The organism is Pseudomonas sp. 31-12 (assembly GCF_003151075.1).
Taxonomy (GTDB): domain Bacteria; phylum Pseudomonadota; class Gammaproteobacteria; order Pseudomonadales; family Pseudomonadaceae; genus Aquipseudomonas.
This window is the reverse complement of record NZ_CP029482.1, coordinates 6,052,794-6,075,054: the sequence shown is the minus strand read 5'-3', so window position 1 is coordinate 6,075,054 and position 22,261 is coordinate 6,052,794. Positions and strand designations below refer to the sequence as shown.

Below are 22,261 nucleotides of genomic sequence, written 5' to 3'. Positions count from 1 at the left end.
TTACTCTGAATCCTTTGTTGTCACGGGAGGGGTTGTGTCTGTTTCGTCGTCTTCATAAGGGTCGGGATAGCCCAACTCGGCAAGCAACATTCGTTCCAGTGCTTCCATTTCTTCGGCTTCGTCGTCATCTATATGGTCGTAACCCAACAGATGCAAGCTGCCGTGAATCACCAGATGCGCCCAATGGGCCTTTAGTTCCTTGCCTTGCTCGGCGGCTTCGCGTTCGACCACGGCCACGCAAATCACCAGATCGCCCAGCAGTGGGATATCCAGAAACTCGTCAGGCACATCGGCAGGAAACGACAGGACGTTGGTGGCGTAATCCTTCTGCCGCCAGGTGTGGTTCAGCTCGCGGGCCTCTTCTTCATCGACCAAACGGATGGTCATTTCAGAGTCGGCGGTGCGCTGGCGCAGGGCCAGTTCGCACCATTGGCGGAACTCGGCTTCGCTGGGGGCAGACGTTTGGGTAGCCAGTTGCAGATCGAGCTCAAGCATCGCGGCGACTGTCCTTTGGCGTTTCGTCTGCCGCGCGATTCTCGAAGCGCTCGTAGGCTTCGACGATGCGTTGCACCAGCGGATGGCGCACAACGTCCTTGGGCATGAAATGGGTGAAACTGATGCCCGGAACGTCTTTGAGCACTTCGATCACATGGTGCAGCCCGGACTTGGTGCCTTTCGGCAGGTCGACCTGGGTGATGTCACCGGTGATGACGGCTGTGGAGCCGAAGCCGATCCGGGTCAGGAACATCTTCATCTGTTCGACGGTGGTGTTCTGGCTTTCGTCGAGGATGATGAAACTGTTGTTCAGCGTGCGACCGCGCATGTAGGCCAGTGGCGCCACTTCGATGACCTGGCGCTCGATCAGCTTGGCCACGTGTTCAAAACCGAGCATCTCGTAGAGAGCGTCGTAGAGCGGGCGCAGGTACGGGTCGATCTTCTGCGACAGGTCGCCGGGCAGGAAGCCGAGCTTTTCGCCCGCTTCAACCGCCGGGCGCACCAGCAGGATGCGACGGATCTGCTCGCGTTCGAGCGCGTCGACCGCGCAGGCAACGGCCAGATAGGTCTTGCCGGTACCGGCCGGGCCAATGCCGAAATTGATGTCGTTGCCGAGAATTTCCTTCACGTAGCGCAGCTGATTCAAGCCTCGAGGGCGAATCATGCCTTTTTTGGTACGCAGGGCTACGGAGGGTTCGGACGGGGAGACGGTGTCCAGCTCTTCGACGGCCGATTCCTGCAGGAACAGGTGAACCATGTCCGGCGACAGCTCGGTACCCTTGGTTTCCCGGTACAGGCGGCGCAGGAGGTTTTCCGCGGAGGTGGTGTGTTTGGGGTCGCCGATCAGCTCGAACTGGTTTCCGCGGTTGCGGATCTCGATGGTCAGGCGCTGTTCGATCAAGCGCAGATGCTCGTCGAACTGCCCGCACAGATTGGCGAAGCGGCGGGCCTCAAAGGGCTCGAGAATAAAACGATGTGGTTCTATGGGTGCGTTCAAGGTCGTATTTAGCCGCCCTGGGGCAATTAAGATGAAATCAAGGATAACGCCAGTGGGCTGGGTGCGAAAGCTCTTAAATAATCCAGCGCCAAACACCGTCCCCCTGTGGGAGCGGGCTTGCTCGCGAATGCGGTCTGTCAGTCACATAGATGTTGGATGTGCCGACGCTTTCGCGAGCAAGCCCGCTCCCACAGGGGAGATATGGGTTACTGGACCAGCGAGCCCCGCAGCGAGTGCGGCTGTGCGGCATCGATGTGCACATCGGCGAACTGGCCGATCAAGGTCGGATTGTCGCAGCGGAAGTTGACGATACGGTTATTCTCGGTCCGACCTTGCAGCTCGCCGGGGTCTTTTTTCGAATAATCGGTGACCAGAATCCGCTGGATCGACCCGACCATTTGTCGGCTGATCTCGAAACCCTGCTGGTTCAAGCGATGTTGCAGCGCGTTCAGGCGTTCCTTTTTCAACTCTTCCGGCGTTTCGTCGGCCAGATCGGCGGCCGGGGTGCCCGGACGCTGGCTGTAGACGAACGAGTAGGAGAAGTCGAAACCGACGTCTTCGATCAGCTTCATGGTCTGTTCGAAGTCTTTCTCGGTCTCGCCCGGGAAGCCAACGATGAAGTCCGAGCTGATGCAGATCCCCGGCACGGCGGCGCGCAATTTGCGCAGTTTGGATTTGTACTCCAACGCGGTGTGGTTGCGTTTCATCGCCGAGAGAATGCGGTCTGAACCCGATTGCACCGGCAAGTGCAGGTGTTTCACCAGTTCCGGCACGTCGGCGTGGGCCTGGATCAGGCTGTCCGAGAATTCCAGCGGATGTGAGGTGGTGTAGCGGATCCGGTCGATGCCATCGACGGCGGCTACCACGCGGATCAGTTCGGCGAGATCCGCCAGGCGACCATCGTGAGTGGTCCCGCGATAACCGTTGACGTTCTGACCCAGCAGCGTCACTTCCCGCACACCGTTTTCGGCCAGGTGCATGATTTCGGCAATCACGTCATCAAACGGTCGGCTGACTTCTTCGCCGCGGGTGTAAGGCACCACGCAGAACGTGCAGTACTTGCTGCAGCCTTCCATGACCGACACGTAGGCACTTGGACCGTCGATACGCGGCTCGGGCAAATGGTCGAATTTTTCGATTTCCGGGAACGAGACGTCGACTTGCGGCAGCTTGGTGGCGCGCGCGGCGTCGATCATTTCCGGCAGGCGGTGCAGGGTTTGCGGGCCGAAGACCACGTCCACGTACGGGGCGCGATCGCGGATGGCCGCGCCTTCCTGGCTGGCCACGCAACCGCCGACGGCGATTACCATGTCCGGGTTGGCCAGTTTCAGTTCGCGCCAGCGGCCGAGTTGGGAGTACACCCGGTCCTGGGCGCGTTCGCGGATCGAGCAGGTGTTGAGCAGGATCACGTCGGCATCTTCAGCGCGAGCGGTGACTTCCAGGGCCTGATGTTCACCCAGCAGATCGACCATGCGCGAGCTGTCGTACTCGTTCATCTGGCAACCGTGGGTTTCGATGTAAAGCTTCTTGGCCATGGATACAGTCATCACGTGATTCAAAGAACCGCGCATTATAGGGAACATGTCCCCAGGTTCCTACCGCTGTGCGTCCGGCGGCTATGCTATAGTTCGCGCCCTCATTTTTATCCCCCAATGTGTTGCCCGCCCACCATGACCAAACGTGAAGCCCCAATCTACAAGGTGATTTTCCTCAACCAGGGCCAGGTGTACGAAATGTATGCCAAGCAGATCTATCAAAGTGATCTGTGGGGCTTCCTGGAAGTGGAAGAGTTCGTCTTTGGCGAGCGTACGCAAGTGGTCGTCGATCCGAGCGAAGAGAAGCTCAAAGCTCAGTTCGAGGGCGTGGTGCGCAGTTTCGTGCCGATGCATTCGATTGTGCGCATCGACGAAGTGGAACGCCTCGGCACACCGAAAATCAGCGAAGCCCGCGGCGCGGTCGGCAATGTCATGCCGTTTCCGATGCCGATGCCTGAGAAGTAAGCAGGAAAGCTTTTGAAATGAACTGGGTTGTTTGTGGCGAGGGAGCTTGCTCACGCTGGGGCGCGAAGCGGCCCTAAACTCTGCAAACACCGTTTTTCTGATTCACCGCATTGTTTGACGTTACGACTGCTGCGCAGCCGAGCGGGAGCAAGCTCCCTCGCCACAGGGGCCTGCGTCAATCAGGGCAGTGGCGAAAACGGCGTACGCCCATCGGCGCTCTGCAATTCCATCAGGTATTTACGGAATATTTGCCCCAGCACCTGGGTAGCGACTTCCAGATCTTCGCGCGGCATCTTCTCGGCGACTTCATCCGCCGTATCCAGCGCATCTTCCGCGCCGTTGACCGCGGCCATTTTCAGCACGATATACGCCTGAACGTTATTGGCCGGCACGCCTTCGCCGTGAAAGAACATGGTGCCGAGTTTGAATTGCGCCTGGGCGTGGCCTTGCAGCGAGGCCTTTTCGAAGTAGCCCAGGGCTATTTTGAGGTCGCGCGGGGTGTTTTTGCCGTCGTAGTAGAACTCACCCAACTCGTATTGCGCTTGCGCATCCCCTTCATCCGACGCTTTCTGGCAGGCGGCGAGCGCTTGCGTCAGGTCTTGCGGCTGAGTATTGAGGGTGCAGCGACCCATCGCTGGGATTAACAACGAGTTGCCGCCTGCTTGTGCGAGCGCGAGCAGGGGCTGAAGGAGCAACAGGCAGCCCAGTGCAAGGGCGCGGCCGGTGCGGTTCATGGGAATCGACTTACCTCTGAAGGGCGCGCGGACCCATCGAGGGGATCCAATAAGCGCGCATTATGAAATAAGCAGGGCCAACCTTACAAAGTCTTTACTCGTTTTTCTGCTGCGCGGGGAATATATCGCCCCATTTACGGGGGATTATTAGCAGAACCGTAGGAATAAGGGTGTAAATCCAGGTGAAAGCTGACGCTGGCAATCGCCAGCGTCAGCGGGCACAGCGTTATTTCAATGCGGCGAATGCACGCTCGGCGGCATCCAGCGTCAATTTCAACTCGGTTTCGCCATGAGCGATCGAGGTGAAGCCGGCTTCGAAAGCACTTGGCGCCAGGTACACGCCGCCTTCGAGCATCAAGTGGAAGAAGCGACCGAACAATGCTGCGTCGCTGGCCATCACGTCATCGAAGGTCACGATGTCATCGGCGCCGCTGAAGTACAGGCCAAACATACCGCCAGCCTGCGTGGTCACGAACGGAATGCCCGCGGCATCGGCGCGCTGTTGCAGGCCATCGAGCAAGCGGCTGGTGTAGTCGCTCAGTTCGTCATGGAAGCCAGGGCGGCTGATCAGGCGCAATGTCGTCAGGCCCGCCGCCATGGCCAGCGGGTTACCCGACAGCGTGCCAGCCTGATACACCGGGCCTAGTGGCGCGATGCGCGACATGATTTCGCGCTTGCCGCCGAAGCAGCCGACCGGCATGCCACCACCGATGATCTTGCCGAAGGTGCTCAGGTCCGGCGTCACGCCGAAGTGCGCTTGCGCACCGCCGAGGGCAACACGGAAACCTGTCATCACTTCGTCGAAAATCAGCACCACGCCGTGCTTGTCGCACAGGGTCCGCAGGCCTTCGAGGAAACCTGGCGCCGGCGGAACGCAGTTCATGTTGCCGGCCACCGGCTCGACGATGATGCAGGCCACGTCCTGGCCGACGTCAGCGAGCATGGCTTCGACTGCGTCGATGTCATTGAACGGCAGAGTCAGGGTGTGCTTGGCGAAATCCGCCGGCACACCGGCCGAGCTTGGAACGCCTTGGGTCAGGGCGCCGGAACCGGCCTTGACCAGCAGGCTGTCGGAGTGACCGTGGTAGCAGCCTTCGAACTTGATGATGTTGTCGCGACCGGTGAAACCACGGGCCAGACGGATGGCACTCATGGTCGCTTCGGTGCCGGAGCTGACCATGCGCACCATTTCCATCGACGGCACGATCGAGCAGACCAGGTCGGCCATCTCGGTTTCCATCGCGGTCGGAGCGCCGTAGGACAAGCCGTGCTCCAGTTGTTTGCGCACCGCGTCCAGCACGTCCGGGTGGCTGTGGCCAAGAATCATCGGGCCCCACGAGCCAACGTAGTCAACATAACGCTTGTCGTCTTCGTCAGTGACGTAGGCGCCTTCGGCGTGTTTGAAGAACAACGGTGTGCCGCCCACGCTTTTGAACGCGCGAACAGGCGAGTTCACGCCACCGGGAATGTGTTTCTGGGCGTTGGCAAACAGGGTTTCGGAACGAGACATGATCGGGCTCTCAAATCAGATTTTCAGTAATTCGTTAAAGGCACGGGCGCGGCGGGTCACTTCAGCCGTGCTGTCGGCGCCAAACAGGCCATGCACCACCGCCAGCAAGTCGACCCCATGGGCCACCAGCGGCGCGGCGTTGTCCAAGGTGATGCCGCCAATCGCGCAGATCGGCAGGTGCAGTTTGCTGCGGGCCTGGTCGAGCAGTTCAAGACTGCAGGTCGGGGCGCCGGGTTTGGTGTTGGAATTGAAGAAGCGACCGAAGGCGACGTAACTGGCGCCTTCCTTGGCCGCTTGCTCGGCGAGTTCGAGTTGCGCGTGGCAGGTTGAACCGATGATCGCCTGACGGCCGAGTAACGCGCGTGCCGGTGTCAGCGGACCATCGGTCTGACCCAGGTGTAAGCCGACGTTCAAGCGAGCGGCCAGTTCGGCGTCGTCGTTGATGATCAAATGAGTCTTGTAGCGATCGCACAGATCGCGCAGGGCTTCGGCCTCACGTAAACGTCGGGCGTCGTCGCTGCTTTTGTCGCGGTATTGCAGCAGGGTGACGCCGCCTTCCAGCGCCGCTTCCACGTACGAGAGAAATTTACCGGCCAGCAACTGGCTGTCGGTAATGGCGTACAGGCCACGTAGTTTCATCGGACAAGCCTCACCGCAGTGCGAATAGAAAGTTACGAACAGAAATCCAGCGGCAGGCGACGCGGCACGAACTGGCCTTTGCCCAACTGCTCGGCATCACGCAGGGTACGCCAAGTGTAGTCAAGCGCGGTCTGCACGGCGCTGGCGAGGTTTTCACCCTGGGCCAGTCGACCGGCCAGGGCGCTGGCCAAGGTGCAGCCGGAACCGTGATAGCTGCCGGGCAGGCGCTGGCAGGTATAGGTTTCGCGCAGGCCTTCGCGGCTGTACAGGCGATTGTGGATTTCGTGTTCGTCGCCATGACCGCCGGTGATCAGCAGGTGTTTGACGAACGGCAGGAGTTTTTCAGCGCACTCGTCCGCGGTGCCTTCGGGCAGTTCGGCGAGGATGCGGGCTTCGGGAAGGTTGGGGGTAGCGATGATGGACAGGGGCAGCAGGCGTTCGCGCATGGCGTAGCCAACTTCATCCTTGCCCAGGCGTCCGCCGCCGCCGGCACGCAGCACCGGGTCGCAGACCACCGGCAAATGCGGGTGCGCCGAGAGCAGTTCGACGACGGTGTCGACCATCTCCAGGGAACCGAGCATGCCCAGCTTCACGGCAGCGACTTCGGAGTCGTTGAGCACGGCATTGGCCTGGGCCAGCACCCACTCGCGGTCGAGCACGCGAAAGTCAGTGACGTTGACCGTGTCTTGCACGGTCAGGGCGGTGACGGCCGGGGCCGCATGACAACCCTGGGCGAGCAGGGCTTCGATATCTGCCTGCAAGCCGGCGCCACCACTTGGGTCGTGGCCGGAGAGACAGAGGACAACGGGGCGAGAGCTGTAGATATTCATGGTGCGCGAGCTTACCACCAGTCGACCAACGAGTCATGGGAGTGACTTGTAGCAGCTGGCGAAGCCTGCGTTCGGCTGCGAAGCTGTCGTAAAACCTGAGCGCGCGGTCTGAATGATGCATCGCATCGTCTGAATTCACGACTGCTTCGCAGCCGAACGCAGGCTTCGCCAGCTGCTACAGGAATGTGTAAAGCGGCCGATGCCTTGTCACGCGCTGACAGCATAAACAGATCTGCCTCAATCATGCCGCTGGAACGCCCGTACTAGAGCCTTCGCAGGAAAAATTTCAATGGTGCTCAATGGCCATCAACGGCTATGCTAGAGTGGATCCAAACCAATAACAGGTAATACCGGTTTTACGTCTACTCAAAGGGAATGAGGGGCTTCCTGAGATAACCGGACAGGCCACGCTGGGGCTTAAATGCGCTATTTGCTGATGTTACTGTTGTGCTTGCCCCTAATGGCGAGCGCCGTCGAGTTCGATGAATTCACCCAGAGCCTTCCCCTGGGCCGAGCCCTGCAGGTGTACGAAGACGCGGGCGGTCAGGCGACCATCGCCGATGTTCGTGCGCAAGCCGCGGCCGGAAACTTCAAGCCCCACGATAAAGCCACTCTCAACGCCGGTTACTCGCGTTCGGTGTTCTGGCTGAAAATCGATCTGCATTACCGCCCGACCAATCCGGCGGCGCAACGGACCTGGCTGCTGGAACTGGCCTATCCGCCCCTCGATCACCTCGATCTCTACTTGCCCGATGCGGGCGGTGACTATCGATTGGCCCGGCAAACCGGCGATGCGTTGCCGTTTGCCACGCGCGAGATCCGCCAGAACAACTACCTGTTCGATCTGAATTTCACCCCTGACCAGGCGCAAACCGTGTACCTGCGCCTGCAGAGCGAAGGGTCGATCCAGGCGCCGGTCACCTTGTGGTCGAGCACCGCTTACCTCGAAGAACAACCGGTCCGCCTGTATGTGCTGGGGCTGATCTATGGCGTGTTGTTGGGAATGCTGGTCTACAACCTGTTCATTTACCTCAGCGTGCGCGACACCAGTTACCTCTATTACATCTTTTACATCGCTTCATTCGGCCTGTATCAGCTGTCGGTGAACGGCGCGGCCGTGGAGTATTTCTGGCCGGACAACCCCTGGTGGGCCAACGCCGCGACGCCGTTCTTCATCGGGTGCGCAGGCCTGTTCGGCAGCCAGTTCGCTCGCAGTTTCTTGCAGACGGCCAGCCACGGTCGCTGGCTCGACCGTTTACTGTTGGCCCTGGTGGCGTTCAGTGCAGTGGTGATCGGGTTGTCGTTGATGGCCAGTTACGCGCTGGCCTTGCGTCTGGCGACAGCCTTGGCGCTGGTCTTCACCGTGGTGATCTTCATCGCCGGGCTGTGCGCCTGGTTGCGTGGCCTGCGGGTGGCGCGGTATTTCATCATTGCCTGGTCGGCTTTCCTGCTCGGCGGCATCGTCAACACCATGATGGTCTTGGGTTACCTGCCCAACGTGTTCCTGACCATGTATTCCAGCCAGATCGGTTCGGCCATCGAAGTGGCGTTGCTGTCCCTGGCCCTGGCCGACCGCATCAACGCCATGCGCGAGCAGCAGGCGCAGACGCTGTTCGATGCCGGTCAGAAGCTCGAAGTGCTGAACCAGCAACTGGCCCACAGCAACAAGCTCAAGGACGAATTCCTCGCCACCCTGACCCACGAGTTGCGCACGCCCATGAACGGTGTGATCGGTTCGCTCGAGTTGATGCAGACCGTCGAGATGGACCCGGAACTGGAGCAATACCAGCAAACCGCCGCCGGTTCTGCGCGGGACATGATGCGCATGGTCAACGGCATCCTGACCCTGACGGAATTGCAAGCCGGCAAGCTCAAGGTCAGCTCGGCAACGTTCAGTCTGCGCGGCGTCGTCGAGACCTTGCGCGCGCAGTTCGAAGGCAATGCTGCAAGCAAGTCGCTGGACTTCAAAGTGGAAGTGACGCCAGGCCTGCCGGATCGCTTGAACGGTGACAGTGCCAAGCTGGCGCAATGCCTGGAATGCCTGCTGGACAACGCCATCAAATTCACCCGGGTCGGCGGGCTGGCCCTGCGCGTCACGGGCAAACCGGTGGAGAACGGTCGGGTGTCGGTGTCGTTTGCGGTGATCGACACCGGCATCGGCTTCACCGATCTGGGCGAGGCGACGATGTATCAGCGCTTCTTCCAGCTCGACGGTTCAATGACCCGCGAATACGGCGGCCTGGGCGTTGGCCTGGCGATCTGTCGCCAACTGGTCGAATTGCTCGGCGGACGCCTGACCCATCGGTCCGAGCCCGGCAGCGGCAGCCGCTTCCAATTGGATGTCGAGTTCGAACTGCCCGTGGTCGAGCGGCCGGCCGTGCCCTTGATGACCCGCGAGTTTCCTCGTCTTCGATTGCCACAGGACTGCACGGTGCTACTGGTGGATGACAACAGCATCAATCAATTGGTGATGCGCGGCATGTTGCTCAAGCTCGGATTCCGGGTGCGCGCCACCGACGGTGGCGCTGCCGCGCTTGATCTCTTGCAGCGAGAAACCTTTGACGCGGTGCTGCTCGATTGTCAGTTGCCGACGCAGGGTGGCACCTCCCTGTGCTGCCAGATCCGCGCCTTGCCGGGCTGCGCCGAGTTGCCAGTGTTCGTGATTGCCGTGAGCGCCGATCGGGAGCGCTGCCCGACTGGCGCCTTGATCGACTACCTGAGCAAACCGGTGAAATTCGAGGATTTGCAAGCGGCGCTGTATCGGCGGGTGCTCTGTTCGGGGCAAGGCGAAAGCGCCGACATTTAGGCAGGTATGACACTTTGTTCGGCCAGGGGGCGGTGCTTAACTGAAGTCCTTGGCTGACCAAAGGAGCCCCGTCATGAACCTGCATCAGTTCGCCGAAACCCACGAAGTCACCAACCAGCCACCGTCGCTGGACGGCACCAACCTCTACCGCATCGACCTGCCTTTGCAGGAGTGGTCGCGGCGTTTCGGGGCCGGTTGGGCCGAGTCGCGGATCGACGCGTATGGCGCACTGGCCGGCGGGCCGCTGATGGAAGCAGGGTTTCTGGCCAATCAGAACAAACCGGTGTTCGTCAGCCATGACCGCTACGGCCATCGCATCGATCTGGTGGAATTTCACCCGGCGTATCACGAGTTGATGCGCACGGCGGTCGAGCACGGGTTGACCTCGTTGCCCTGGGCGCATCCGCAGCTCGGCGCGCATGTGGCTCGCGCGTCCATGACCTACCTGCACAGCCAGGCCGAAGCAGGTAGCGGTTGCCCGCTGACCATGACCTTCGCCAGCGTTCCGGCGATGCGCCTGCAACCGGATCTGGCCATACAATGGCTGCCGAAAATCCTCTCCACTGAATACGACCCGCGTAATGTCGGTATGGCGCACAAGGCTGGCGTTACCATCGGCATGGCGATGACCGAGAAACAGGGCGGCACCGACGTGCGGGCGAACACCACCAAGGCGTACCCGGTTGGCGCCAGTGGTCCGGGCCAGGCCTATGAGTTGGTGGGTCACAAGTGGTTCTGTTCCGCGCCGATGTGCGATGCGTTCTTGACGTTGGCGCAGACTGACAAGGGTTTGACCTGTTTCCTGCTGCCGCGCCATCGCCCGGACGACACGCGCAACCAGTTCTATATCCAGCGCCTGAAAAACAAACTCGGCAACTGCTCCAATGCGTCCAGCGAAGTGGAATTTCGCGGTGCGCTGGCGTGGATGGTCGGCGAAGAAGGGCGCGGGGTTCCGACCATCATTGAAATGGTCGCGATGACTCGTTTCGATTGCATGGTCGGCTCCAGCTCGCTGATGCGTCAGGCGCTGACTCAGGCCAGCCATCACTGCGCTCACCGCAGGGTCGGCGGCAAGTTGCTCAGTGAGCAGCCATTGATGCAGAACGTTTTGGCCGATCTGGCGCTGGAAAGCGAAGCGGCCCTGGCCTTGAGCCTGCGCATGGGCAAGGCGCTGGATCATCTGGATGACAGCCATGAAGCCAAATTCGCCCGACTGGTGACGGCGGTGGGCAAGTACTGGATCTGCAAGCGCGCGCCGGCAATGATCAATGAAGCCGCCGAATGCATGGGCGGTGCGGGCTATGTCGAGGAAAGCATCCTGCCGCGTCTGTACCGTGAGGCGCCGGTCAATTCGACGTGGGAAGGTTCCGGCAATGTGCAATGCCTGGACGTGCTGCGAGCGTTGTCGAAGGAGCCGGGTGTGCTTGATGTGTTGTTCAGCGAGTTGGGTGATGGTCATGGCGATAAACGCCTGGCCGCGCACATCACTCAGTTGCAGACGGCGTTCAAGGACACCAGCGACATTCAATACCGCGCGCGGCAGCTCACCGAAGACATCGCGCTGGGGCTCCAGGCCAAGCTGCTGCTGGAGGCCGGCAACTCGGCGGTCAGCGATGCCTTCATCGCCAGTCGCCTCGGTTCGGCCGGTCGAGTGTATGGCGCGTTGCCGCGTGGGTTGGAGGTGGAATCGATCGTCGCCCGCTCAACCCCGCAAGGATTCTGATCACATTTTGATCAACACTGCTGAACCTGTGGGAGCGGGCAAGCCCGCTCCCACAGGTTCAAAGGTGTCTCAGAATTGGTGTGCAGCCAACACGCCACTGTTCCCGTGAAGCGATGATGCAGGCAAGATGAAGCTCTGCAAGTCAGAACACAGGATGCTGATCGTGACCGAAGCTTTTATTGTCGTTCAAACCGCCGAGCAAGCCGTGGACCGGCTTGCGCTCTTGCACAATCGTGCAACCACCGCGCTGAACCAGGCGCTCAAGCGTTATCTCAAGGACCGAGTTGAACCGGACGCTGAACAGCGTGCGATGTTTCGTTATCCCGAACTGCGTCTGACCTACCACTGCCAGGGCGAAGTCCCACAGACCACGCGCGCCTATGCCAAGGTTCAGTTGCCCGGAACCTACAGCGTCACCGTCACCCATCCGGCGGCTTTTCGTAAATACCTGTTGGAACAACTCGTGCCGTTGATGCACGACTTCACCGTGACCGTGGAAGTCGGCATCAGCCAGCAAAACATTCCTTATCCGTACGTGGTCGAGCAGGGCGATGAACTGGCCGGCTCCGGTGTCACCGCTGCCGTGCTGGCGCGGGTGTTCCCGAGTACCGACCTGTCGGCCGCGACCGACGGCATTGCCGATGGTTTGTATGATTGGGAAAACACCGATCCTCTGCCACTGGCCCTGTTTGATGCCGCGCGGGTCGATTTCTCCCTGCGGCGTCTGGTGCACTACACCGGCAGCGACTGGCGTCATGTGCAGCCGTGGATTCTGTTGACCAACTACCACCGTTACGTCGATCAGTTCATCGTCCATGGCCTGGAACAGTTGCGCAGCGATCCGCGTTTCGTGCGCATGGTATTGCCGGGCAACGTGATCATCGAAAAGAGCATGGACCACGGCGAAGCCTCGGCGATTGCCGCCGGTGTGGTGTGGCACCGCTATCAGATGCCGGCCTATCACCTGATCGCCAGCGATGGCCATGGCGTGACCCTGGTGAACATCGGTGTCGGCCCGTCCAACGCCAAGAACATCACCGACCACTTGGCGGTGCTGCGTCCGCATTGCTGGCTGATGATCGGCCACTGCGGCGGCTTGCGTCAGTCGCAGACCATTGGCGACTACGTGCTGGCCCACGCCTACATGCGTCGCGACGGGATTCTCGACCGCGTCGTGCCGCCCAACATTCCGATCCCGGCCCTGGCCGAAGTGCAGATGGCCTTGCAGCAAGCGGCCGCGAACATCACTGGCGAGAAGGGCGATGAGCTGAAGAAACGCCTGCGCACCGGGACCGTGCTGACTTACGACGACCGTAACTGGGAACTGCGCTGGGCTCAGGAACGTCCGCTGATCAACCTGTCCCGCGCCGTGGCGGTGGACATGGAAAGCGGCACCATCGCGGCCCAGGGTTATCGCTTGCGAGTGCCGTACGGCACGTTGCTCTGCGTCTCGGACAAACCGCTGCACAGCGAAATCAAACTGCCGGGTTCGGCCAACGCCTTCTATGAGCGCGCGGTCAGCCAGCACTTGAAGATCGGCATCGAGGCGGTGGATCTGTTGCGCACCGAACTCAACTCGTTGCACTCGCGCAAACTGCGTAGCTTCGACGAGCCGCCGTTCCGCTGATTGCGAGATGGCCATTTAGCGGTCAGGGCACTAGCATTAGCAGCCCTGACCGTTAGATGTTGTTTTCCCCATGTCCCGTCCACCGCATCCTCCTTCCCGTCGTCCAGGCGCGAAGCCAGCTCCTTCAGCCCCGCGCCGTGTCGCCAAAGCGCCGCCGGCCGAGCCGAAGCTGATTCTGTTCAATAAACCGTTCGATGTGCTGACGCAGTTCAGCGACGAAGGAGGGCGGGCGACGCTCAAGGACTACATCGAGATTCCGGGGATCTACCCGGCAGGACGGTTGGACCGCGACAGCGAAGGTTTGCTGCTGCTGACCAACGATGGCCAGCTTCAGGCGCGCATCGCCGACCCGAAACACAAATTGGCCAAGACGTATTGGGTGCAAGTGGAGGGCGAGCCGAGCGTCGAGCAGATGCAGCGTTTGCGTGACGGTGTCGAACTGAATGACGGCATGACCTTGCCCGCCGAGGCGCGGCAACTGGATGAGCCTGAGCTGTGGCCACGCAATCCGCCGGTGCGTTTTCGCAAAAGTGTGCCGACGAGCTGGCTTGAGTTGGTCATTCGCGAGGGGCGTAACCGTCAGGTACGGCGCATGACGGCGGCGGTCGGCTTGCCGACGTTGCGTCTGGTGCGGGTCAGAATCGGCGACTGGACGATCGAAGGGCTCGACCAGGGCCAGTGGAAGGAAGTGCCGGCGCGCTTATAACGCGCCGGATTCGATCAGGCCGATCACCACGCTTTTGATCACGAACGCGGCCACGCCCAGACCCAGTACGGAGAACAGGATGACCGAGCCAAAGCGTCCGGCCTTGGATTTCTTCGCCAGATCCCAGACGATGAAACCCATGAAAATGATCAGGATGCTGACCAGTCCAGTCATCATCCACTCTTCGAATACGGCAGGATCCATTGAGTTTCTCCAGCGCGGGCGGGGCTAAAAGGCGCTGGAGTATACGGCATGGGGCAGGGGTGGAGGATTGACCTGCGGCAGTGTGTCGCAGCTATTCGTCGCCTGTGCCGGCCCCTTCGCGGGCAAGCCCGCTCCCACAAGGTTTTGTGTCGATCGCAATTCTGTGACCGACACATAACCTGTGGGAGCGGGCTTGCCCGCGATGGCGTACTTAGCTGCGCAGATGGGTTAAAGGTAGCTCGGTACTATTGAGCACCTGATTCAACACAAAACTCGAACGAACGCTGGTCACCCCTTCAATCCGGGTCAAATGACCTAGCAGCAATTTCTGATAGTGATCCATATCCGGCACCACAACCTTGAGCTGATAATCCGCATCCATCCCCGTCACCAAGCTGCATTCCAGCACCTGCGGCAACGTTCGAATCGCGGCTTCAAAGTTCTCGAAACGCTCCGGCGTATGGCGGTCCATGCCGATCAGCACGTAAGCCGTGAGGCTCAAGCCGAGCATCTTGCGGTCCAGCAGCGCCACCTGGCGGGTGATGTAGCCGTCGTCTTCCAGTTGCTTGACCCGGCGCGAGCAAGGCGAAGGCGACAGGCCGATGCGTTCGGCCAGCTCCTGGTTGGAGATGCGCGCGTCACGCTGCAATTCCGCCAAAATGCTCAAGTCGTATCGGTCGAGTTTGCTCATCAATCAGGCCTTTGTCATAACTATTGCGGCAGATTATCTATCCAGGGTTAAAAATTGCGCAAGTGATGTTTAATTGAGCAATCTTCGCAATCCTCTGCCGGCGCCCGCGGCCTATTCTTATCACCAGAATCACTGCTCGGACAAACAGTCCACAGCTGCTCGCCCGAATCAGGCCAGCGGCGGCCGCCACCCCCACAGGGGATGTGCCGGCCCCCGAGCTACACACTGTCCAGAAGACGGCGTGAGGTGAGCCGACGTCATAAGCGTCGAGCACGGACGAAGTTATCTAAGGGAGGCCGACGGGTCTCCCTTTTCTTTTGCCTGGAATTTGAGAACTGCCCTCAATAAATAAGTTGCGCGACTGATAACCTGTTGCAGAACCGCCCTGTCCTTTCCCAGTCTTACGTACAGGCCCTAACCCGCAGTGAGGAAAAGCATGAAGTCGCACATCTGGCGTTTGGCCGGTGTTGGTTTGCTGTGTGTAAGCGTCACTGCGCAATCGCTGGCCGATGATCAGCAAAACCGTGGCCCCGATGGCGGGCAACGTGGATCGGACGGTCATCAGGGCAACGATCGGGGGCATGGCGGCAATAATCAGCCGCGCCCGCAGAACAACGACATCATTCGGGGCGACAACAGTCGCCAGTTCGAGCATAACGGCCAGAATCAGAACAACGGGCAGTGGCAGAACCGTCAGCAGCCCAACTACAACAATCCTGTTCGCTCACCGCCGCCACCGCCGCAGCTACCGGCCAATGACCTGCCGATCCAGGGTCGGCCCGACAGCGTGCGCCAGACCCAGGAGCCGCAGCGTGGTTATTATCAGGACGTTCCACGGCGCAACGATTACAACCAGCACTGGCAGAACAACGGTCCGCGTCCCGATGATCGCCGCTGGGCCGGTCGCCCGGACGGGCACGGTAATGGCTGGGGCCCCGGCCCGCAGTATCGCCCGGGTCATGTGATTGACCGTTTTCCGGACCGTGACTACCGCGTGCCTTATGGCGGTCGGGATTATTTCTATTCCGGCGGCTACTGGTATCGTCCACAAGGCCCGCGTTATGTGGTGGTTCAACCTCCGCGCGGGATTCGGGTCAGCTACTTGCCTGACTACGCGCGTGAGGTGTGGATCGGCGGGGCGCTGCTGTTCCTGGCGGCGGGCTCGTATTACGCCTATCAGGAAAACACTCAGGACTACGTGGTGGTCGAGCCGCCGGTGCAAATGCAGCCGCAGCCGGTCAGCAACAGTTACGACGTAGAAGCCTATCCGGCCAACGGCCAGTCGCCGGAGCAGGTCAATCAGGACGGTTATGAGTGCTATCAATACGCGGTCCAGCAGAGCGGCTTTAATCCGCGGACGGCCACCTACCAGCCTGATCCGTCGGTGGTGCAAGCCTACCGCCAGGCTCAAGGCAATTGCCTGAGCAGTCGCGGCTATCAGGTTTCCTTCTGAGTCCTGGCTTCCAGCACCACTTCCTGCGGGTCGGCGTGCACCAGCACTTCGGCTCGCGGGTAGGCTGCGTGAATTGCATCGGCGGCCTGATCGCTGATGCCGTGAGCGACTGACAGGGTTAAGTCCCCCGGCAACTCCAGATGCAACTGCACGAACCACTGATTGCCGGAAATCCGCGTGCGCAGGTCATGCGCGCCCAACACCCCCGGTACGCCACAGGCCAGCTCAAGCATGTGCTGGCTGACATCCGGCGGCAGCTCCTCATCCATCAGCACCGTAAAACTTTCCCGGGCGATCTGAATCGCGCTCCAGAAAATATACGCAGCGATTCCCAAGCCGAACCAGGGGTCGACCTGATGCCAGCCAAACCCGGCCAACACCAGCGCCAGCAGAATGCTGCCATTGAGCAACATGTCCGAGCGGTAGTGCAGGGAGTCGGCGCGCACCGCATTTGATCCGGTGGCCTTGACCACCCGATGTTGCAACATCAGCAACGCCAAGGTGAGCGCCAGGGAAAACACAATCACCCCGATGCTGATCCACGGCGCGCCCACCGGTTCCGGATGTTTCAGCCGCTCGATCGCCTGCAAAGAAATCAGCACCGCACTGCCGCCAATGAACAACGCCTGAGCCATGCCCGCCAGCGACTCGGCCTTGCCATGCCCGTAACGGTGATCGTCATCGGCCGGGCGCAAGGCGTAATGCACCGCCAGCAAGTTGAGCAAGGAGGTGACGCCGTCGAGCGTCGAATCGGTCAACCCGGCGAGCATGCTCATCGAACCGCTCAACCACCAGGCGATGGCTTTGGCGACGATCAGCGTACACGCCACCGCCACCGAGGCGCGGGTCGCCAGCCGCAGCAGGCGGGCGTGTTCGGAGCTGGAGATCATAGGTGCGGCTATTCCTTTAAATGCACGAGTTACGCGGCAGGTTGCAGGCCGAACATGGCCAGTTGCTGGGGGCTGCCCTTGTGTTGGATCAGACGCGGGTCGTCCAGCGGAAAGCTGCGGCCCAGCTCGGTTTCGAGAATGGTCTGCAACTTGAGGTTATCAACCTTGCCGTCGGCACCGATCGCTTCCTTGAGTTTTTCAGGAGCCACCTGGGCCGTGTGGCCAGGCTCGAAATAGATCGCGCCAGTGGCGAAGTCCACGGCAAACGCGATCAGGCCGGGGATGATGTAGAACAGCAGCCCCACGGCATCCAGCGCGGCGATGGCCGGGTCGATCTTGCCGTCAATCTGCCCACGGCGGTCAGGGTAGAAAATCGATCCGCAAGCGGTCACCTGGGTGAGCAGGGTGGCGACCAAAACACCGCCAATCAGGCGAAAGGGAACACGCATGGGAAATCTCCTGGATCATCTGGTAAACGAAAGGGCGTCTATATGAATTAGGACCGTGATAAACCCCGGACAGTTCGCCGTTATACTCGGCCCTCTGTTTGGGAGCCAGCATGATTTCTCTGCCGATTGATGAAGTTTTACCCGCGCTGCGTGAAGCCTTGGCGACACGCGATGAAGCCGTGCTCGAAACGCGCTGAACTTAGATGCTAGTAACACGATTAATGAACAGTAACAGTCAGGCTGTTACTGTGCTGAAAACGTGTTGTGAGGCGCCAAAGTGAAAACCAGCAGGCAAGAGATTCAAGACTACTTCGAATCGATTTTCGGGATTAAACCCGAGATTAAGCGCTGGGGGAAAACCAAGGGTTTACCCTTCTATCTCTTGGACGAATACACCTTCGACATCGTGACGCTCTACGACCGGCAATGCCTCGTATTGCTGGCTCACGAGCCTTTCGAAAACGTTGCGACGATCCGCAAGCACATCGAAGTTCTGCAAAAAATGGTGGATCATCCGATCCTCTATGCGACCGGCGCACTCAAATCATATGAAAGAAAACGCCTCATCGAGTCTGGGGTGCAGTTTGTAGTACCCGGCAATCAACTCTTCGCTCCACAGCTTGGAATTGATCTGCGAGAGTTTTATCGCAGCAGGCAAGTCGATAAACAAGTCATGGGCCCGGCGAGCCAGGCTTTGCTTATCGCGGCCATCACTCAAGGGTGGGGCAAGGACTTTGCCTTTCGAGGCGCAGACCTGATGGTAGGGGAGGCGTACTCGAAAATGACAATGTCCAGGGCGATGAAAGAATTTCAATCGTTCGGATTGATAGAGCCTGCCTCGAATGACAAACCCCCTCGCTGGCGCTTTGTTGCGGCGCCGGAGGTCATCTGGAAAAAGGCCCTTCCAGCGTTGCAAAACCCGGTGAAACGGGTGACGTACGCTGATTGGGCCCCTTTGGTGCAGAGATCGGCTGGTCTGTCTGCGCTCAGTAAAACGTCGATGCTCGGGGAGCCCCCGATACCGATCATCGCGTTTTCCAAAGAAGAGTGGGACCTGGAGGGCAGGAGGGCTGGCCGCAAGGAAGTTGGTCGATTCGATGATCCCGCGTTTGAGGTCGAAATCTGGAGTTACTCTCCGGATCACATTTTTGGCAAAACCTGTGTTCCAGTGTCGGGAGAAAGTGTGGACCCCCTGTCTCTCTACCTCAGCTTAAGGGATGACGTTGATGACAGAGTCCAGATCAGCCTTGATGAAATGATGGAGAAGATCGAATGGTAAAAGGACTGGATACCTTTCGTGGAGCCTTCGCCGGCTATACGGATCGTTATGTACTCATCGGCGGCGTTGCAGCCAGCCTGACACTTGAAGACGCGGGCATCACGTTCCGGGCCACCTGTTCCTGTAGACGGTGAAGTTTCCGATCTGTCTGCGATTCTGCTCGATGAGGCTTACTACACGTTCATAGTCGAAGGTCGCAACGACACTGCAGACCTTTCCTATATCGGCGTCGATCGACTGATCCCGCTGAAAGCACAGGCATGGACCAACCTCAGTCGCCCTGAGTGCACAGAGCCAAATGCTGGCCGCAAGAGCAGTAAACACCTGAAGGACATCGTTGTGCTGTCCCGCCTTCTTTCTGCGGATTCGGCGTTTGATCTGCCCGAAAGCATCGCAGAGGATTTGCGGCAGTTTCTGGACGTCATGCCCTCACTGGATGTGGACATGAAAGCCATCGGACTTCGCGCAGTGACTATGGCTGAAGTCGCTGAGCGTGTACGGACAGCCTTCAAAATCTAGATTCTGATCGTCCGGTTGCAGTGGTCTGGAAGCTTCGCCGTTATACTTCCCGGCTTGTCTGGGAGCCAGCATGATTTCTCTGCCGATTGATGAAGTTTTACCCGCCCTGCGTGAAGCCTTGGCGACACGCCACGAAGCCGTGCTCGAAGCACCGCCCGGTGCCGGTAAGACCACCCGTGTTCCGCTGGCCTTGCTCAACGAGCCGTGGCTGGCCGGGCAGACCATTCTGATGCTTGAACCGCGCCGTCTGGCGGCGCGGGCGGCGGCGGAGCGCCTGGCCAGTGAGCTGGGCGAGAAGGTCGGTGAAACCGTTGGTTATCGCATTCGCCTCGACAGCAAAGTCGGCCCCAAGACCCGTATCGAAGTGGTCACAGAAGGCATTCTCACCCGACGCTTGCAGGATGACCCTGCACTCGAAGGCGTTGGCCTGCTGATCTTCGATGAATTCCACGAGCGCAGTCTCGACGCGGATCTGGCACTGGCCCTGAGCCTGAATGGCCGGGAGCTGTTTCGCGACGATCAACCGCTGAAAATCCTTTTGATGTCTGCAACGCTCGAAGGCGAACGCCTGGCCGGGCTGCTCGATGATGCGCCGATTTTGCGCAGTGAAGGCCGCATGTACCCGGTGGCGATGCGCTGGGGCCGGCCGTTCCAGCCCGGCGAATTCATCGAGCCGCGTCTGGTGCAGACGATTCTTGAAGCCTTGAATGACGAGACCGGCAGCGTGCTGGTGTTCCTGCCGGGGCAGGCGGAAATCCGTCGTGTGCATCAGCAATTGGCTGATGCGCTGGGTGAGAGCACACAGGTGTTGCTCTGCCCGTTGCACGGTGAACTGGACCTCGCCGCTCAACGCGCCGCGATCGATCCGGCCCCGGCGGGCAAGCGCAAAGTGGTGCTGGCCACCAACATCGCCGAAACCAGCCTGACCATCGACGGCGTGCGCGTGGTGATCGATGCCGGGTTGGCGCGGGTGCCGCGTTTCGATCCCGGCAGCGGCATGACCCGCCTCGACACCCAGCGTATTTCCAAGGCCAGCGCCACCCAACGCGCCGGCCGGGCCGGGCGCCTGGAACCGGGCGTGTGTTATCGCTTGTGGTCGCAGGATCAGCACGAGCAACTGGCGGCCTATGCCAGCGCGGAAATTCTCTCGGCGGACCTCGCCGGCCTGGCTTTGCAACTCGGTCGCTGGGGCGTGACCCCGACGCAATTGGTGTGGCTCGACGTGCCGCCTGCTGCCGCTTATGCACAGGCGCAGGATCTGCTTGGTCGCCTGGGTGCCTTGGACGGCGAAGCACTCACTCGTCACGGTCAGGCTATGGCCGAACTGCCGGCCCATCCGCGCATCGCCCATTTGTTGTTGCGTGGGCAGGCGCTTGGTTTGGCCGACATGGCTTGCGATGTCGCGGCACTACTCGGCGAGCGGGACATCTTGCGTGGCGCCGGAGCGGATCTGCACAGCCGATTGGTGCTGTTGTCCGGCGAAGAGCGTGCTGCTCGCGGTGCTCAGGGCGGCGTGCAACGCGCCCGGCAACTGGCGCGGCAGTATCGCGGTTACCTGCGCGGCAAAGCGTCGGAGCCGGTCAGCGATCCGGATCATCCGCGCTGGCTCGGCGCCCTGCTCGCGTTGGCCTATCCCGACCGTGTCGCCCAGCAGCGACGTGCCGGTGGCGCGGAATATCGCTTGGCGAACGGCCGTGCGGCGTTGTTCGCTGAAGCGGACAGTTTGATGAAGCAAGCGTGGTTGGTGATCGCCGATCTTGGCAGTCGCCAGGGCCAGCGTGAGGAGCGGATTTATCTGGCGGCGGATTTTGATCCGGCGTTGTTCGATTCGGTGCTGGCCGAGCAAGTGCGCGTGGTCGATCAACTTGATTGGGATGAACGCGAAGGCGTGTTACGCGCCGAGCGTCAGCGCAAGGTCGGTGAATTGATTCTCAGCCGTGAACCGCTGACGGGCCTCGACGAAACCGCTCGCAGCCAGGCGCTGGTGAATCTGGTTCGGAGCAAGGGGCTGGAACTGTTGCCGTGGACCCCGGAGCTTCGTCAGTGGCAAGCGCGGGTGGCGTTGTTGCGCCAGCTGGACCTTGGCAGCAAGAGCGAGAGTGAGTGGCCGGATGTCAGCGACGCCGCACTGCTGAAAAACCTTGAGCACTGGTTGATGCCGTATCTGGGCAAGGTCTCGCGCCTCAGCCATTTTGCCAACCTCGACCTGTCGAGCATCGTCCACAACCTGCTGCCATGGCCGCTGCCGCAACGCCTGGATGAGCTGGCACCGCATCATCTGAGCGTGCCGTCGGGTTCGTCGATTCGACTGGATTACAGCGAGCAGCCGCCGATTCTGGCGGTGCGTCTACAGGAACTGTTCGGCCTGTCCGACACCCCGCGTATTGCCGGTGGCCGGCAAGTGGTGAAGCTGCACCTGCTGTCCCCGGCACGGCGGCCGGTGCAGGTGACGCAGGATCTGGCGAACTTCTGGCGCAGCACGTATGCGGAGGTGAAGAAGGATTTGAAGGGGCGGTATCCGAAGCATTACTGGCCGGATGATCCGCTGGTGGCCGAAGCGACCGCGCGGATCAAACCCCGCAAGTAACTCCAGGGGCTGAACACAAACCCTGTGTGAGGGAGCTTGCCTGTGGTGAGGGGGCTTGCCCCCGTTCGGCTGCGCAGCAGTCGTAAACCATTGCATGCGGTGTAACTGACACACTTCGGTTG

Annotated in this window: 20 protein-coding genes and 1 pseudogene; 10 read left to right on the top strand and 11 right to left on the bottom strand. The window is 60.4% G+C overall.

From position 1 onward, the window contains the following. From ybeY to miaB, 3 genes are all read right to left on the bottom strand, one after another. Positions 1 to 495 carry an rRNA maturation RNase YbeY gene (ybeY, locus tag DJ564_RS28710; protein WP_109635111.1) on the bottom strand — a complete coding sequence of 165 codons (495 nt, stop codon included), beginning with the start codon at positions 493 to 495 and terminating at the stop codon, positions 1 to 3. Further along, the gene (locus DJ564_RS28705) at positions 488 to 1,492 is read right to left on the bottom strand and encodes a PhoH family protein (RefSeq protein ID WP_109635109.1); all 1,005 of its coding nucleotides are present in this window, start codon (positions 1,490 to 1,492) and stop codon (positions 488 to 490) included. Before DJ564_RS28705 ends, ybeY begins: the two co-directional genes overlap by 8 nt. 206 nt (positions 1,493 to 1,698) lie before the next feature. Further along, positions 1,699 to 3,027: a tRNA (N6-isopentenyl adenosine(37)-C2)-methylthiotransferase MiaB gene (miaB, locus tag DJ564_RS28700; protein WP_162556250.1), complete on the bottom strand. Its 1,329-nt coding sequence runs from the start codon at positions 3,025 to 3,027 to the stop codon at positions 1,699 to 1,701. A 135-nt stretch (positions 3,028 to 3,162) separates the two neighbouring features. Here miaB and DJ564_RS28695 point away from each other — a divergent pair, with 135 nt between their 5' ends. After that, positions 3,163 to 3,492, top strand: coding sequence for a DUF1820 family protein (locus tag DJ564_RS28695; RefSeq protein WP_007894425.1), 330 nt, complete (start codon positions 3,163 to 3,165; stop codon positions 3,490 to 3,492). A 179-nt stretch (positions 3,493 to 3,671) separates the two neighbouring features. Here DJ564_RS28695 and DJ564_RS28690 read toward each other — a convergent pair whose 3' ends face one another. The 4 genes from DJ564_RS28690 to DJ564_RS28675 form a co-directional block, all read right to left on the bottom strand. Next, entirely contained in the window at positions 3,672 to 4,226 is a 555-nt protein-coding gene (locus DJ564_RS28690; RefSeq protein WP_109635106.1) for a tetratricopeptide repeat protein, read from the bottom strand. 226 nt (positions 4,227 to 4,452) lie between these two features. Continuing rightward, the gene (gene hemL / locus DJ564_RS28685) at positions 4,453 to 5,736 is read right to left on the bottom strand and encodes a glutamate-1-semialdehyde 2,1-aminomutase (protein ID WP_109635104.1); all 1,284 of its coding nucleotides are present in this window, start codon (positions 5,734 to 5,736) and stop codon (positions 4,453 to 4,455) included. Positions 5,737 to 5,751: 15 nt separating this feature from the next. Next, complete coding sequence (gene thiE / locus DJ564_RS28680) at positions 5,752 to 6,375, bottom strand: thiamine phosphate synthase (protein WP_109635103.1); 624 nt, start codon at positions 6,373 to 6,375, stop codon at positions 5,752 to 5,754. Positions 6,376 to 6,407: 32 nt separating this feature from the next. Beyond that, complete coding sequence (locus tag DJ564_RS28675; RefSeq protein ID WP_109635101.1) at positions 6,408 to 7,205, bottom strand: hydroxymethylpyrimidine/phosphomethylpyrimidine kinase; 798 nt, start codon at positions 7,203 to 7,205, stop codon at positions 6,408 to 6,410. Between the two features lie 421 nt (positions 7,206 to 7,626). Here DJ564_RS28675 and DJ564_RS28670 point away from each other — a divergent pair, with 421 nt between their 5' ends. The 4 genes from DJ564_RS28670 (at position 7,627) to DJ564_RS28655 (ending at position 14,067) form a co-directional block, all read left to right on the top strand. Next, a complete protein-coding gene (locus DJ564_RS28670) occupies positions 7,627 to 10,011 on the top strand; it encodes a hybrid sensor histidine kinase/response regulator (protein WP_109635099.1) in 2,385 nt (794 codons plus the stop codon). Between the two features lie 73 nt (positions 10,012 to 10,084). Next, positions 10,085 to 11,734 (top strand): acyl-CoA dehydrogenase family protein, encoded by a 1,650-nt coding sequence (locus tag DJ564_RS28665; protein ID WP_109635098.1) that lies wholly within the window; start codon positions 10,085 to 10,087, stop codon positions 11,732 to 11,734. Positions 11,735 to 11,861: 127 nt separating this feature from the next. Further along, positions 11,862 to 13,361 (top strand): AMP nucleosidase, encoded by a 1,500-nt coding sequence (gene amn / locus DJ564_RS28660; protein WP_169858286.1) that lies wholly within the window; start codon positions 11,862 to 11,864, stop codon positions 13,359 to 13,361. Between the two features lie 70 nt (positions 13,362 to 13,431). After that, on the top strand, positions 13,432 to 14,067 hold the full coding sequence (locus tag DJ564_RS28655) for a pseudouridine synthase (RefSeq protein WP_109635096.1): 636 nt from the start codon (positions 13,432 to 13,434) through the stop codon (positions 14,065 to 14,067). Here DJ564_RS28655 and DJ564_RS28650 read toward each other — a convergent pair. Both DJ564_RS28650 and DJ564_RS28645 read right to left on the bottom strand, forming a co-directional pair. Beyond that, positions 14,062 to 14,271: a DUF2788 domain-containing protein gene (locus tag DJ564_RS28650; RefSeq protein ID WP_109635094.1), complete on the bottom strand. Its 210-nt coding sequence runs from the start codon at positions 14,269 to 14,271 to the stop codon at positions 14,062 to 14,064. The genes DJ564_RS28655 and DJ564_RS28650 overlap by 6 nt on opposite strands. A 211-nt stretch (positions 14,272 to 14,482) precedes the next feature. Continuing rightward, positions 14,483 to 14,962, bottom strand: a complete 480-nt coding sequence (locus DJ564_RS28645) for an Lrp/AsnC family transcriptional regulator (protein WP_007894448.1) — start codon at positions 14,960 to 14,962, stop codon at positions 14,483 to 14,485. Positions 14,963 to 15,398: 436 nt separating this feature from the next. Between DJ564_RS28645 and DJ564_RS28640 the strand changes: the two genes are divergently transcribed. Further along, positions 15,399 to 16,415, top strand: a complete 1,017-nt coding sequence (locus tag DJ564_RS28640) for a DUF6515 family protein (protein WP_109635093.1) — start codon at positions 15,399 to 15,401, stop codon at positions 16,413 to 16,415. Here DJ564_RS28640 and DJ564_RS28635 read toward each other — a convergent pair. Both DJ564_RS28635 and DJ564_RS28630 read right to left on the bottom strand, forming a co-directional pair. Beyond that, on the bottom strand, positions 16,400 to 17,305 hold the full coding sequence (locus DJ564_RS28635) for a cation diffusion facilitator family transporter (RefSeq protein ID WP_109635091.1): 906 nt from the start codon (positions 17,303 to 17,305) through the stop codon (positions 16,400 to 16,402). The two genes, DJ564_RS28640 and DJ564_RS28635, sit on opposite strands and share 16 nt — an antisense overlap. A gap of 29 nt (positions 17,306 to 17,334) precedes the next feature. Then, a complete protein-coding gene (locus DJ564_RS28630; protein ID WP_109635090.1) occupies positions 17,335 to 17,754 on the bottom strand; it encodes a polyribonucleotide nucleotidyltransferase in 420 nt (139 codons plus the stop codon). A 110-nt stretch (positions 17,755 to 17,864) separates the two neighbouring features. On the opposite strand from DJ564_RS28630, the pseudogene DJ564_RS33010 reads away from it, so the two are divergent. The 4 genes and pseudogenes from DJ564_RS33010 to hrpB form a co-directional block, all read left to right on the top strand. Further along, a pseudogene (locus DJ564_RS33010) lies at positions 17,865 to 17,942 on the top strand (ATP-dependent helicase); the annotation flags it as partial. Positions 17,943 to 18,031: 89 nt separating this feature from the next. Beyond that, a complete protein-coding gene (locus DJ564_RS28620) occupies positions 18,032 to 19,033 on the top strand; it encodes a hypothetical protein (protein ID WP_109635088.1) in 1,002 nt (333 codons plus the stop codon). Positions 19,034 to 19,117: 84 nt separating this feature from the next. Beyond that, positions 19,118 to 19,552: a hypothetical protein gene (locus DJ564_RS28615; protein WP_109635086.1), complete on the top strand. Its 435-nt coding sequence runs from the start codon at positions 19,118 to 19,120 to the stop codon at positions 19,550 to 19,552. 70 nt (positions 19,553 to 19,622) lie between these two features. Next, complete coding sequence (hrpB, locus tag DJ564_RS28610) at positions 19,623 to 22,139, top strand: ATP-dependent helicase HrpB (RefSeq protein WP_109635084.1); 2,517 nt, start codon at positions 19,623 to 19,625, stop codon at positions 22,137 to 22,139. Positions 22,140 to 22,261 lie beyond the last annotated feature (122 nt).